General features: G+C 70.5%; 9 protein-coding genes. 3 read left to right on the plus strand and 6 right to left on the minus strand.

Features of this window, described 5'->3' with window-relative positions; translation table 11 throughout:
• The first annotated feature begins 168 nt into the window (after positions 1–168).
• A complete protein-coding gene (locus ACZ48Z_RS34640) occupies positions 169–1,080 on the plus strand; it encodes a hypothetical protein (protein WP_468739864.1) in 912 nt (303 codons plus the stop codon).
• 89 nt (positions 1,081–1,169) lie between these two features.
• A complete protein-coding gene (locus ACZ48Z_RS34645) occupies positions 1,170–2,627 on the plus strand; it encodes an RICIN domain-containing protein (RefSeq protein WP_468739865.1) in 1,458 nt (485 codons plus the stop codon).
• Between the two features lie 384 nt (positions 2,628–3,011).
• Here the strand turns inward: ACZ48Z_RS34645 and ACZ48Z_RS34650 are convergent, their stop codons facing one another.
• Genes ACZ48Z_RS34650 through ACZ48Z_RS34660 form a run of 3 tightly spaced genes read right to left on the minus strand, consistent with a single transcriptional unit; the run spans position 3,012 to position 7,066 of the window.
• On the minus strand, positions 3,012–3,497 hold the full coding sequence (locus ACZ48Z_RS34650) for a methylated-DNA--[protein]-cysteine S-methyltransferase (RefSeq protein WP_468739866.1): 486 nt from the start codon (positions 3,495–3,497) through the stop codon (positions 3,012–3,014).
• A 19-nt stretch (positions 3,498–3,516) separates the two neighbouring features.
• On the minus strand, positions 3,517–4,998 hold the full coding sequence (locus ACZ48Z_RS34655) for an AlkA N-terminal domain-containing protein (protein WP_468739867.1): 1,482 nt from the start codon (positions 4,996–4,998) through the stop codon (positions 3,517–3,519).
• Between the two features lie 49 nt (positions 4,999–5,047).
• The gene (locus ACZ48Z_RS34660; RefSeq protein WP_468739868.1) at positions 5,048–7,066 is read right to left on the minus strand and encodes a heavy metal translocating P-type ATPase; all 2,019 of its coding nucleotides are present in this window, start codon (positions 7,064–7,066) and stop codon (positions 5,048–5,050) included.
• Positions 7,067–7,101: 35 nt separating this feature from the next.
• Between ACZ48Z_RS34660 and ACZ48Z_RS34665 the strand changes: the two genes are divergently transcribed.
• A complete protein-coding gene (locus ACZ48Z_RS34665) occupies positions 7,102–7,458 on the plus strand; it encodes an ArsR/SmtB family transcription factor (RefSeq protein ID WP_468739869.1) in 357 nt (118 codons plus the stop codon).
• 37 nt (positions 7,459–7,495) lie between these two features.
• Here ACZ48Z_RS34665 and ACZ48Z_RS34670 read toward each other — a convergent pair whose 3' ends face one another.
• The 3 genes from ACZ48Z_RS34670 to ACZ48Z_RS34680 all read right to left on the minus strand — a co-directional run bounded on the left by ACZ48Z_RS34670 (position 7,496) and on the right by ACZ48Z_RS34680 (position 12,907).
• Entirely contained in the window at positions 7,496–11,353 is a 3,858-nt protein-coding gene (locus ACZ48Z_RS34670) for a glycoside hydrolase family 2 TIM barrel-domain containing protein (protein ID WP_468739870.1), read from the minus strand.
• A gap of 256 nt (positions 11,354–11,609) precedes the next feature.
• Positions 11,610–12,203 (minus strand): hypothetical protein, encoded by a 594-nt coding sequence (locus tag ACZ48Z_RS34675; protein ID WP_468739871.1) that lies wholly within the window; start codon positions 12,201–12,203, stop codon positions 11,610–11,612.
• 194 nt (positions 12,204–12,397) lie between these two features.
• On the minus strand, positions 12,398–12,907 hold the full coding sequence (locus ACZ48Z_RS34680) for an O-acetyl-ADP-ribose deacetylase (RefSeq protein ID WP_468739872.1): 510 nt from the start codon (positions 12,905–12,907) through the stop codon (positions 12,398–12,400).
• Positions 12,908–12,994 lie beyond the last annotated feature (87 nt).

The following is a 12,994-nucleotide window of genomic DNA, read 5'->3' on the forward strand; positions in this document are numbered from 1 at the left end:
GGCCGCCTACCCATTCAATGCGTCCCCCATTGTTTCGGCCTGTCCTTCACCTGCATTTTCGATTCCATCCACGCAGGTGGAAGCCGCGATAACGCGTGAGGACGCTCTCGCACTTTAACCGGCGCGTGCAGTAGCACGGCCGCAACCACTCCCCGACACGGAGAGCTCATGTTCAATCGAGCAGAAACGCTTCTGCCTATGTGGCGAATGCGCTACCGGATATCAGCACTCGCGGCGCTCCTCGCCGCCGTCGCGATCATCCTGACCCAGGCCATCGTCTCGACCAGCCCTGCGCACGCGGCAGGGTTCTTCGACTGCCCGCGAGGCTTCGGCAACTCCTCCTCGTGTTCCAACATTGTCAACAACGACACCGTCAACGAACGGCAGTTGCCGGCCCAGGTGTACCGCGGGGACTCGCGGTCGCCGTACGAGATCTTCACTCACGGCTTCACGGCGGTCGGGACCGACTACGATCTCCGGCGCCACATACAAGGCCGCGACGGCAGCGGCTACATCTCCACGAGCGCGGATCTGTCGCAGTCGGAACGCTTCGCCCGCAGCCAGGGTGGCCGCAATCTGGGTGCGGCGATGGCGAATCCCAACTGCCGGACCGGCCGCCCGGTTGCGATGTGGACTCCCTTTCCGGGGATGGGTTGGACGCTGACCGGTCAGTGCACCAACCGCTGGGTGGAGGCGGACACCTACGTGTACCAAATCGATTCCCACATGGCGCGAAACGCTCTTTACACCGACGACCAGGTGCGCGGAGACCCCGCGCTGGCGCGCTTCGGGGGCCAGCAGGAGTGGGCGTACATCCACCACATCCCGAACACCGCGATCGTCGGCGTGCGCGTTTACCGCATGAGGGCGCAGGTCCACAATGGCCAGCTCGAATACCGGGGTCAGACGTTCACGTTCGACCGCTTCATCGGCAATCCCGCCCATGCCGAGGCGCGGAGCACCTATAACCCGGCCGCTGACCCGAGCGCCCAGTTCGGCACGAACACCAACCTCGGCACGCCCGCGATCGCGGCGAACCCGTATACCCGCGGCTGCGAAGCGATCACCCGGTGCAGGTGATGACCATGGCTGAAACCGGCTCGACTCCCGACACAACCGGCCACGCGGACGCCGCCGTGATCGCCCTCCCCTCGGACCCAAGGAAGACCATGTCGAAAAACGCATCGACAGCGCCGCACCGCACGCGCTCCGCGCCGCGGGAGCGGCAGCGCTCCGCCCTGCTCGCCCTCCTGTCGCTTCTGCTGGCGAGCGGGTCGCTGCTGCCGGCCGCGGCCGCACACGCCGACACTGCCACTGGTTCCGACTGGGAGGAGGTTGTGGAACTCGCGGGCTACAACGGCGCCCTGACCGCGTTCGACGACCCGAAAAGCGGCCCGACGATCATCTTCCCGTCCGACTACACCGGTGACATCCACAACCTGAAACACCCGAGCGACTGGACCGACTCCACAGGCGCCACGCCGACCAGTTGGCCCACCCCCACGACCGCCACAAGCCTCATGTTCACGCAGGACCAGCTCAACAACGTGCAGAACGCGGTCCTCGACGCCATCCAGCCCGGCGACGACACCACCACCTACTCCCTGGCTGCCGCCTACGACGGCGCGAGCGACCGGGTGATCGTGCAGACCAACGCCCCCTCGTCCGTCACCGACCCGCTGGCCGCCAAGTACCCCGACCAGGTCGCCATCCAGGGCCCGCCCGCGAGCACCCCGCCCGCCATGTGCACGCAGCAGACCTCGCTCACGTCCAACCCCGGCAACACCCACGGCGCGACCGTGGCGAGCGAGCAGTTGCAGGCCATGGCCGACTACAACTGCGCCCTGTCCGCCTACCAGGACCCGAACAACGGCCCGGTGATCACCTTCCCGTCCGACCACGCCGGTGACATCAACAACCTGCAGATCCCGCAGCACTGGACCGACTCCAACGGCGACACCCCGACCAGTTGGCCCACCCCGACCACCACCCGCAGCGTCAAGTTCACCGCCGCGCAGGTCCAGAAGATCATCACCGCCGCCGTCGACCAGATCGAGCCGGTCGGCTCGACGATCTACTACGCCGCCGCCCACTACGACGGGATGAGCGACCGGATCGTGGTGAACACCGACGCCCCCTCCTCGGTCACCGACCCACTGGTGGCCGCCTACCCCGACCAGGTCACCATCCACAGCCAGACGGCCCCGGCGATGCAGATCGTCAACAAGCACAGCAACCTCGACCTGGGGATCGACGGCGCCTCCACCGCGTACAGCGCTGGGGTCAAGCAGCAGACCGCGGACGCCACCGCCAACCAGCAGTGGCGGCTGATCCCCGCCGGCGACGGCCAGTACAAGCTCAAGAACGTCAACAGCGGCCTGCTGCTCGGCATCGCCGGCGGCGTCGGCAACCCGGGCGCCCCCGCCGTGCAATGGGACGACAACGGCCACGACGACCACCTGTGGAAGGTGATCAACGCCGACCACGGCTACGTCAAGCTGGTCAACGTGCGCAGCGGGCTCGCGTTGGACGTCGACGGAGCCTCGACCGACCCCGGAGCGAGCGCGCTCCAGAACACCGACAACGGGGCCGATTCCGAACTCTGGCAGCTGACTCCGATCAGCTGACGAGTGGCGGTCGCCGCCGCGGGCATGGCCCGGGCGGACGGCGAACCGGCCCGGGCCGCGCACCTGTCGTGCGCAACCCGGGCCGGTTCATGTGTCGCGCTCCGCTCCCTCGTTGTCGATCATCGGCCGTTCAAGTCGCCGCCAACCGAGTACCGCGAGAGACCGAGATGCAGGGCCGAATGTTTGTCCGCGGCCCTCAGCTTGGTCTCTGAAGCTCCTATAGATCGTCAAGTGGCTGGAGATGTCGATGGTGCGCTGCCGATCGGCACGGCGCTGCCTGGGCTCCTTCGCACGCTGGCCGTCCAGGGCTGACATCGGCGAGGGGGCGGTCGGTGCGACTGTGCGGGCGGGTGCTGCCCCAGGCCCCGGTTTCTCCCCGTGGGCTCAGAAGAGGGCCGCTCCCCGCTCGAAGTCCAGCAGTCGCTGCTTGCGCTCCAGGCCGCCGCCGTATCCCGTGAGGCCGCCGTCGGCGCCGACCACTCGGTGGCAGGGGACGATGATGCCGATCGGGTTCCTTCCGTTGGCGAGACCGACCGCGCGGGAGGCCTTGGGGTTGCCGAGGGCGTGGGCGAGTTCGCCGTAGGTGCGGGTCTCGCCGTAGGGGATCTTCTGGAGCTGGTCCCAGACCAGGCGCTGGAACGGCGTTCCGTGCAGGCGGAGTCGGAGTGAGAACTCCTTCACCTCACCCGCGAAGTAGGCCGTCAGCTGGGCCCCGGTCTCCTTGAACGGGCCGTCGTCGGGCTCCCCGAAGGTCTCCTGCGGTGGGCGGTGGCGTTGGTCGGTCATGTAGAGGCCGCACAGGACGCCGTCGTCGGCGACGAGCGTCAGGGGGCCGTAGGGGCTGTCGATCACCGTGTGCTGCTTGGTCATGGGACGTCCTTGAACGGGCTTATGCGGGAAGGAAGTTGATCGGGTGGCTGTCGGTCGCCCACAGGTACTGGACCGCGTAGGCCCGCCAGGGCCGCCAGGCCGCCGCTCGGGCCGTCAGCGCGGCGGGGGTGGCGGGCAGGCCCAACTCCTGGGCCGCGCGGCGGATTCCGAGGTCGGTCGGGAGGAAGGCGTCCGGGTCGCCGAGGGCGCGCATGGCGATGACGTCGACCGTCCAGGGGCCGAAGCCGGGGAGGCCGAGGAGGCGGGCGCGGGTCTGTGACCAGTCGCTCTCCACGCCCAACTGAAGGGAGCCGTCGGCCAGTTGGTGCACCAGGGTGGTGAAGGTGGTGCGGCGGGTGCGGGGCATCGCGAGCGAGGCGGGGTCCACCGCGGCCAGTGCCTCGGGGGACGGGAAGAGGTGCGTGAGGCCGCCCTCGGGATCGTCCACCGGTTCGCCGTGAGCGGTCACCAGCCGGCCGGCGTGGGTGCGGGCCGCCGCCGTGGAGACCTGCTGGCCCAGGACGGCCCGTACCGCGAACTCCGCCTCGTCGACCGTGCGCGGGACACGGCGGCCGGGCGCCTTGTCCACCAGGGGTGCCAGGAGCGGGTCCGTGCGCAGCTGGTCGTCGACCGCGACCGGATCGGCGTCCAGGTCGAGCATGCGGCGGCAGCGGCTGATGGCGACGGTCAGATCGCGCAGGTCACCGAGTGTCAACCGGCAGGCGATGTGGTCCGGTTGGGGCGTGAGGGCCACGATGCCGTGTCCGTACGGCAGTCGCAGCGTGCGCCGGTACGCCCCGTCCCGCCACTCCTCCACACCCGGGACGGCGGTCGCCGCGAGGTGGCCGAACAGGTTGTCGGGGTTGAGGGGCGCGCGGAACGGCAGGCGCAGACTCAACACACCCCGCGTGTCTCCCGGCGCCCTCCTCGGCGCCCGGGCCCGCAGGTCGCTCGGCGCGAGCGCGAAGACCTCGCGCACGGTGTCGTTGAAGGTGCGGATCGCCGAGAACCCTGCGGCGAAGGCGATGTCCGCCATCGGGAGCGCGGTCGTCTCGATGAGGATCCTCGCCGTCTGGGCCCGCTGGGCCCGGGCGAGGGCGAGCGGGCCCGCGCCGAGCTCGGCGAGCAGCTGGCGTTCGATCTGGCGGGTGCTGTAGCCGAGCCGGGCTGCGAGGCCGGACACGCCCTCGCGGTCGACCACGCCGTCGGCGATCAGGCGCATCGCGCGGGCCACGAGGTCGGCGCGCCGGTTCCACTCCGGCGAGCCGGGGCTGGTGTCGGGCCGGCACCGCTTGCAGGCCCGGAAACCCGCCTGCTGGCAGGCCGCCGCGCTCGGGTGGAAGGTCATGTTCTCGGGCTTGGGCGGTACGACCGGGCAGCTGGGCCGGCAGTAGATGCCGGTCGTCAGGACGGCGGTGAAGAACCATCCGTCGAATCGCGCGTCCTTCGATCGCACCGCGCGCACGCAGCGCTCGGTCTCGGTGTACATCCCCGTCTGCATACGTCCAGCATCGGCCACCGGCCGGGCCCGGGCTGGCGGGAATCCGACATCAGCCTCGCGTGTGCCGGACCCAGGCGGACTCCTTCAGCAGCCGCAGCCCGTTCAGGCCCACGAGGACGGTCGAGCCCTCGTGTCCCGCGACACCGAGCGGCAGCGGGAGGTGGCCGAGGAGGTCCCACAGGACGAGTCCGGTGATGAAGGTGCCCGCGATCACGAGGTTCTGGACGACCAGCCGGCGGGCGGCCCGGGACAGCCGTACGACCGCCGGAACGGTCGTGAGCTCGTCCCGTACGACGACCGCGTCGGCCGTCTCCAGCGCCAGGTCTGAGCCTGCGCGCCCCATCGCGATGCCGGAGTGGGCGGCGGCGAGGGCGGGCGCGTCGTTGACGCCGTCCCCGACGAACAGCACCTTGCGTCCGGCGTCCTGGAGCTCTCGTACGGCGTTCACCTTGTCCTCGGGCAGCAGGTCCGCGCGGACGTCCACCAGGCCGGTGGCGTCGGCGACGCGGGCGGCGGCCCGGGCGTTGTCGCCGGTGAGCAGGACGGGGGCGGTGCCGGTCAGCGCCGTGAGCGCGGCGGTGGTGGCGGGGGCACCGGGGCGGATCCGGTCGGTGAGCGCGAGGGTGCCGAGGGGGACGCCGTCGCCGGTCACCAGCACGACCGTGGCGCCGCCCTCGGCCTGCCCGGGCTCCACTCCGGTGCCCGGAAGGACGTCGTCCACCGTGTCACTCGGCACCCGGCCGACCTCGATCACCCGTCCCGCGACCACCGCCGTCACCCCGTGTCCGGGCACGGCGGCGAAGTCCCGCGCGTCCGCCCAGCGCAGCCCCCGCTCCCGGGCCGCCCGCACGATCGCCCCTGCCAGCGGATGCTCGCTCGGGTGCTCGGCCGCCGCCGCCAGCGCGAGCAGCCCGTCCTCGTCGAGTCCCGCTCCCGGCAGTGGCCGTACCGCTGTCACCTCGGGCATGCCCTCCGTCAGCGTCCCCGTCTTGTCGAGGGCCACGGCGTCCACCTCGCCCAGCCGCTCCATCGCGACCGCCGACTTGACCAGGACGCCGTGCCGACCGGCGTTGGCGATGGCGGACAGCAACGGCGGCATGGTCGCGAGGACGACCGCGCACGGCGAGGCGACGATCATGAAGGTCATCGCGCGCAACAGCGCGTCCGTGAGGTCGGCGCCGGACAGCAGCGGGATGCCGAACACGGCGAGCGTGGCCACCACCATCCCGACCGCGTACCGCTGCTCGACCTTCTCGATGAACAGCTGCGTCGGCGCCTTGGTGCGCGAGGCCTCCTCGACCAGCGTCACGATGCGGGCGATCACGGAGTCGGCGGGGTCGCGCTCGACGCGTACGCGCAGCGCGCCGGTGCCGTTGAGGGTGCCGGCGAAGACCTCGTCTCCGGGGCCCTTGGCGACCGGGAGGGGTTCGCCGGTGATGGTGGCCTGGTCGGCCTCGCTCGCCCCGTCCAGGACACGGCCGTCGGCGCCGATGCGCTCACCCGGGCGGACCAACAGGACGTCTCCCACGGCGAGTTCATCGGTCGGGACGGTCTCCTCGCCGAATCCGAAGCCGAAGCCGATGCCGATGCCGTCGCCGGTCAGCCGGGTGGCGACGGACGGTGCGAGATCCAGCAGCCCCCGCACCGAGTCGGCGGTGCGGGCGGTGGCCAGGGCCTCCAGGGCGCCGGACGTGGCGAAGATGACGATCAGCAGGGCGCCGTCCAGGACCTGTCCGATCGCGGCCGCGCCGAGCGCCGCGACGATCATCAGCAGGTCGACGTCCAGCGTTCTCCCGCGCAGCGCCCGCAGCCCTTCGAGGGCCGGTTCCCAGCCGCCGGTGACATAGGCGACCGCGTACAGGGGGCCGTACGCCCACCACGGCAGGCCGCCGAGGTCCAGTGCGAGGCCGAGCAGGAACGCGACCGTCGACGCCAGCGCCCAGCGGGCTTCCGGCAGGGCCAGGACCCGGGTGCGGCGGTGGGGCGCCGGGTGAGCGGTCGGGGGGACGCGAACAGGGGTGAGAGTCGTGGACACCCGAGCACCATACAGGAACACATGAAGACTCATTCATCTGTTCATGTACGGCGGGTAGGATGCCTCCCATGGGTCATGGAGCCGTCACCACCACCGCCGAAGAGCGCGTACGCCTGGACGCGGACAATGTCGCCAAGGTGGCCACCACGCTCCAGGCCCTCTCCACCCCGTCCCGTCTGCTGATCCTGGCGAGGCTGCGCGAAGGACCGCTGCCGGCCACGGAGTTGGCCGCCGAGGTCGGCCTGGAGCAGTCCGCGTGCTCGCACCAGCTGAGGCTGCTGCGCAACCTGGGCCTCGTCGTGGGCGAGCGCAGCGGCCGGTCGGTGGTGTACGCGCTGCACGACCACCACGTCGCCGAACTCCTCGACCAGGCCGTGTACCACGTGGAGCACCTGCGGCTGGGACTCAGCGACACGGCGGAGTAGGGCACCCGGAGCGAACCTCCCCCGAGCGCCCCTGTGTCTACTCCCCCGCCGTCGGCCGTCGCGAGGCTGCCGTGGCCCGGCTCACGTCCGTGAGCGGGCGCAGCCGATAGGTGTACGAGTAGTCCCTGTCGGCGAACAGCTTGTACTCGTCATGCGTGTGCGCGCCCCAGCTGTTGTCGCCGCCGACGCCCATCTGCCGGTGGTTCACCCGCAGGACGACCGCGTCGCGCGGGGTGAGCTGGTAGTCGTGGCGCACCCCGTTGGACAGGTCCTCCGGGGTGAAGTGCGAGGCGTTGACCTCCAGGAGGGGCTCACCCGAGACGAGCAGTCCGACGCCGTGCCGGTCGGTCAGCGCGGCCCAGCGCACGTCCGTCTTGTTGCCGTTCTCCTGTGGGCGGATGTAGGAGGTCCACTGCTCGGCGACGGTCCCGGACCAGAGCCCCACGTCCGTGCCGTCGTTGCGGTCCCAGTGGTTCTCCTCGGGTCCGCGGCCGTAGTAGTGCAGCCGGTCCAGGCGCCGCGGCAGGAACAGCATCGCGCCGACCTCCGGGATGTACGGCAGTGAACTCGCCCCCGGGTGCAGGGTGTTGTCGACCCTGACCTCGCCGTTGCCGAAGACCGTGTAGGTGGTGGTGTACGTCGACACGGTCGTCGTGGGCAGGGTGCCGGCGACCTTGATCTCGACGGCCCTGTCCTCCAGTGCCCGCACGCTCACGCCGGTGACCTGGCGGTTCGCGCCTGCGTCGCGCCAGGTCTGGTTGCGGGTGTGCTGCCCGTTGCCGTGGTCGTTGTCGGTGGGCGCCCGCCAGAAGTTCGGCACGGGCCCACCGCTGATCAGCCGGGTGCCACGGGCCACGTACGACGTGATGGTCCCGCTGCCCTTGTCGACGGTGACGGAGAACCCCTTGCCGGTGACGGCGACGTGGTCCGTGGTGTCCTCGTACGTCAGCGCCGGGACGTTCTTCAGCGGCACCGGTGTCACGGCCGGGCTGCCCGCGTCGACGGCGAGTTGCTGCGCGGCCACCTCGAAGCCGGCCTTCGCCCAGGGCATGGACTCCTTGGTGGTGAAGGAGAGCCGGAGGAAGTACTCCGTGCCCGGCGCGGGGGCGCTCGGCAGCTTGTACGGGACGGTGATCTCCTTGTCGGACAGCGGCGCCAGATTCAGCTGGTCCCGCGTCAGCTTTCCGCGCTGCACCACCCTGCCATCGGCGACGAGTGTCCAACTCCCGTCGAACTCACGGAGGTTGGTGAACAGGTACTCGTTGGTCAGGGTCACCGCCCCGCCCTGTCCCCAGGCCGCGTTGACCGCCTGGTAGATCCGCTTGACCTCGGCGGCCTTGCCGGTGTGCCCGCGGTCGGCGGTGACGATGCCGTCCGCGACGAAGGCGCCGTCGTTGGGGTTGTCGCCCCAGTCGCCGCCGAACGCGAAGAAGGTCTTCTCGGCGGACCGCTTCTCGCTCAGTCCGACGGTGGCCGCGTCGAACCAGAACCGCACTCCCCGGTCACCCGATTGCCTGCTGTCGGAGGCCAGTTCGGCGGCGTTCAGGGCGCGGGCGTACACACGCGCCTTCCGGATGGAACCGCTGAACTCCCGGGTGGGGTTGTCGACATCGACGGCCAGCGCGAGGGGCGCGGTGTTGCCGCTGGGACGCTGTGTAGTGGTGCGAGTCGCTCTGACCTGTCCGTCCACGTGGAGGGTCAGCGTGCCCGCGTCCGCGTCGAAGACACCGGCGACATGGTGTTCCCGGCCCGTCCAGTCGTCCGGGAGCGCCCAGGTGGCGCTGGCCCACTGACCGCCGCCGTAGATGAAGAACTCCAGTGTCCTGCCGGACTGTTTGAGGGCGTACTGGGTGTCGCCCTTGGCGATGAGGGGCTGGTGACCACCCGTCACCTTCGGGGTGACCCAGGCCTCCAGTGTCAGCGAGCCGCGGAGGTCGAGGCCGGGGTCGCGGGCGAAGACCGTAGCGCCGTCGACCCCCTTGGTGCGGTCGAACCTGGCGCTCGCCGGGAGGACTTCGCCCGTCAGCGCGCCGGGACCGGTCTCGGTCAGCAACTGGCGTACCGGGACCCGCTCGGTCAGGGACTGGTCCACGAAGTCCCAGATCCAGCCGCCCTGGAGGACGGGATGGCGGCGGACGATGTCCCAGTACTTCTTGAAGTTGCCGTTGGAGTTCCCCATCGCGTGGCAGTACTCGATCATCACGTACGGCCGGGTGTCCGCGCTGTCCCTGGCCCGCTGCTCGACGCGTGCGGGGCTCTCGTACATCTCGGATCGGATGTCGCTGATGGTGGGCCGGTCGTCGCCCTCGTACTGGACGACCCGAGTGGTGTCGTACGACTTGATCCAGTCGCGCATGTTCACGAAGGTGCTGCCGCCGCCCGCCTCGTTGCCCAGCGACCAGATGACCACCGAGGCGTGGTTCTTGTCGCGGTGGACCATGTTCTGGGCGCGGGCCACGCAGGCCGCGCTCCAGTCGGGGTGGTTGCCGGGGTACTCGTCGCGGATGCCGTGGGTCTCCAGGTTGGTCTCGTCGACCAGGTAGAGGCCGTACTCGTCGGCGAGTTCGTACCACAGCGGGTTGTTGGGGTAGTGCGAGGTGCGGACGGAGTTGATGTTCAGCCGCTTGATGATTGTGATGTCCTTCACGAGGTCCGCGCGGCTGAGCGCGGTGCCGCGGTCCGGGTGCATCTCGTGACGGTTGGTGCCGCGGAGGGAGACGGGCTTGCCGTTGATGCGCATCAGCCCGTCCGTCAGGGCGAACTCGCGCAGGCCGACGCGGTGCGACAGCGTCTCGATCACCTTGCCCGCCGGATCGCGCAGCCGCAGGACGGCGGTGTACAGGTTCGGGTGCTCGGCCGACCACAGCTTGGGCGCCGGTACGGCCTTCGCGGCCTGGACGGTCGTCTCGGCTCCGGCGTCGAGGGCCACGGCCTGCTGGAGGGGGCGTGACCAGACCGCGTGGCCGCCGGCGTCGTAGAGCTGGGTCTCGACCGTGTAGCGGCCCTGGTTGCCGCCGCCGTAGTCGCGCACGCTCGCGGTGACCGAGAGTTCGGCAGTCGTGTGGTTGTCGCCGAGCGGGGTGTCCAGCTTGAAGTCGCGCAGGTGGACGGCCGGGGTGGAGTAGAGGTAGACCGAGCGGAAGATGCCGCTCAGCCGGATCATGTCCTGGTCCTCCAGCCAGTCGCCGTCGGAGTAGCGGTAGACCTCGACGGCTATCTGGTTGGTGCCCGCCCTCAGGTGCGGGGTGATGTCGTACTCGGCGGGGGTGTAGGAGTCCTCGTGGTAGCCGACGAGTTCGCCGTTGATCCACACGTAGTGGGCGGACTTCACCCCCTCGAAATGCAGGAAGGTCCGCCGCCCCGACCAGTTCTTGGGGACGGTGAAGGTACGCCTGTACTGGCCGACGGGGTTGTAGCGGGTCGGGGCGGCGGGCGGCTGGGCCTCCTCGCCGAGGCCGTTGGGGCCCCACCACGGGTAGGTGATGTTGATGTAGATCGGCATGTCATAGCCATGCACCTGCCAAACCGAGGGGACGGGAACGGTGTCCCAGTCCCTGTCGTCCACGTCGGTGCCGTAGAAGTCGGGGTTCCGGTCGTCGGGGCGGTCGGCGTAGGCGAACTTCCATGTGCCGTCGAGGCTGAGGCGGTACGGCGAGCGGGTGCGGTCGGCGGTGAGCGCCTGGCCGGTGTCCGCGTACGGCATGAGGGTGGTGTGTGCGGGCTGGGTGCCCACCCGGAAGAGGCCGATGGAGCCGTTCCACTCCGGGGAGCCGTCCGCCGCGTGACCCCGGCCGGTCAGCGGACCGGAGGAGAGGGCGAGTGCGCCGAGGACGGCCGCGCCTCCCTCCAGCAGACGCCGGCGGCTGAGGGGGGCGGACGGATACGGATGGGACATGAGCGGAACCTTCCTCGGGACGACAGTGCGGTGTACGTACTGAGGGAGCGTCAACTCCTGTGCACTATTGGTGACTTTGAGGCACAGGATGCGACTCAACCTAGGTCCCTGAGCGTTCCTGGGCAATGACCTTGTCGGACTTTGTGTGGTCCTGGGGGCAAGGCGACACCACGGCACCCCCGCGTGCGATCACGCGGGGGTGCCGTGGTGCGGTGCTGCGTGGTGCGGCGCTGCGTGGTGCCGTCGTGCCGTGCTGTCAGGTGGCCGGCAGCGACGGCAGGGACGGGACGGACGGCAGGGCGGGCAGCGAGGGGAGGCCGCCGCCGAGGAGACCGGTGACGGCGCCGAGCACGGAGCCCAGGAGGCCCGTGACCGCGCTCAGCACACCGCCCAGGTCCAGCGAGGTCAGTGACTTGATGAGGCTGTCGATGGTCGACTGCAGCGAGGCCACGAGGTCGGAGACCGGGTCGGCCGCCGCCGCGGACCTGTCCGTGCCGCTCAGCTGCCGCAGCCGCTCCTGGACCTGGGCGTTCGCCGCCTCGACCGCCTTCGCGTGGGCGGCCGCCTCGCTCGCGTCGAGGTGGGTGCCGTCGAGAGCGGTGATGTCGGCCACGGCGTCCAGGAGGGGCTGGAGGACGCTGCCGCGCTCGGCCCGGTCCAGTGCGTCGAGGCGGTCCACGACGGTGTCCGCGTCGTCGGTGCCGTACCAGGTGGCGAGCTGTGCCACCTGGTGGTCCGACGCGCTGCGGCCCGCGTCGGCGACGGCGGCCGCGGTGCCGACCGGGCCGAGGATCAGCGCGGCACAGACCAGGGGCGGCAGGAGCAGGCCGCGGGAGACGAGGGGGCGCATGAACGTTCCTTTCGGAGAACTTCCTTGGCCCCACCGTCCAAAGCGGTCCGGCCTCCCGCAACCGGTCACGGAACGCCGGGCCTCCCCCGTCACACCGCTCACACCACCGCGACCAGGCTCTTTGCCCCACGCGGTCATGTCCTCAGCGCTCGGAACACGTTCGTCCGTATGAGTGGGCAGCCCGTGACGGCGGGTCAGCGCAGGTGCCGTGCGAACGCCCGGTACGTCCTGTCGTCGAAGAGCACGAACCGGACCTCCTCGACCGCGGTCGGCGTCTCCCGTACGGTCGCCACCGCGATCCGGGCGGCGTCGTCGATCGGCCATCCGTAGATACCGGCGGAGACGGCGGGGAAGGCCACGGTCCGGGCGCCGAGTTCGTCGGCGACGCGCAGGGACTCGCGGTAGCAGGAGGTCAGCAGGGCCGAGCGGTCCTCCTCGGCGCTGTGCCGGGGGCCGACGGTGTGGATCACCCACCGGGCGTCCAGCTCGCCCGCGGTGGTGGCAACCGCCCGGCCCGTGGCCAGGCCCTTGCCGTAATGAGAGGCGCGCAGCTTGCGGCAGTCCGCCAGGATCGCCGGGCCGCCCCGGCGGTGGATGGCGCCGTCGACGCCTCCCCCGCCGAGGAGGGAGGAGTTCGCGGCATTGACGATCGCGTCGGCGCTCTCCTGCGTGATGTCGCCCTGGACGAGACGGATGGTGGTCATGACCGCCACTCTCCCAGCCCGGCTCGCCGGGAGCAGCCGGATTACCGGGCCACGGACAGCGTCTGCACATGGCCGGAACTCACGTAT

Source organism: Streptomyces sp. NPDC031225, from assembly GCF_055570355.1.

Bases quoted from the DNA above. Each gene is read 5' to 3' on its own strand.
- ACZ48Z_RS34650 (WP_468739866.1), bottom strand. From the start codon at position 3,497: ATGACCAAGCAGCACACGGTGATCGACAGCCCCTACGGCCCCCTGACG.
- ACZ48Z_RS34665 (WP_468739869.1), top strand. From the start codon at position 7,102: ATGGGTCATGGAGCCGTCACCACCACCGCCGAAGAGCGCGTACGCCTG.
- ACZ48Z_RS34680 (WP_468739872.1), bottom strand. From the start codon at position 12,907: ATGACCACCATCCGTCTCGTCCAGGGCGACATCACGCAGGAGAGCGCC.
- ACZ48Z_RS34660 (WP_468739868.1), bottom strand. From the start codon at position 7,066: ATGAGTCTTCATGTGTTCCTGTATGGTGCTCGGGTGTCCACGACTCTC.
- ACZ48Z_RS34640 (WP_468739864.1), top strand. From the start codon at position 169: ATGTTCAATCGAGCAGAAACGCTTCTGCCTATGTGGCGAATGCGCTAC.
- ACZ48Z_RS34655 (WP_468739867.1), bottom strand. From the start codon at position 4,998: ATGCAGACGGGGATGTACACCGAGACCGAGCGCTGCGTGCGCGCGGTG.
- ACZ48Z_RS34675 (WP_468739871.1), bottom strand. From the start codon at position 12,203: ATGCGCCCCCTCGTCTCCCGCGGCCTGCTCCTGCCGCCCCTGGTCTGT.
- ACZ48Z_RS34670 (WP_468739870.1), bottom strand. From the start codon at position 11,353: ATGTCCCATCCGTATCCGTCCGCCCCCCTCAGCCGCCGGCGTCTGCTG.
- ACZ48Z_RS34645 (WP_468739865.1), top strand. From the start codon at position 1,170: ATGTCGAAAAACGCATCGACAGCGCCGCACCGCACGCGCTCCGCGCCG.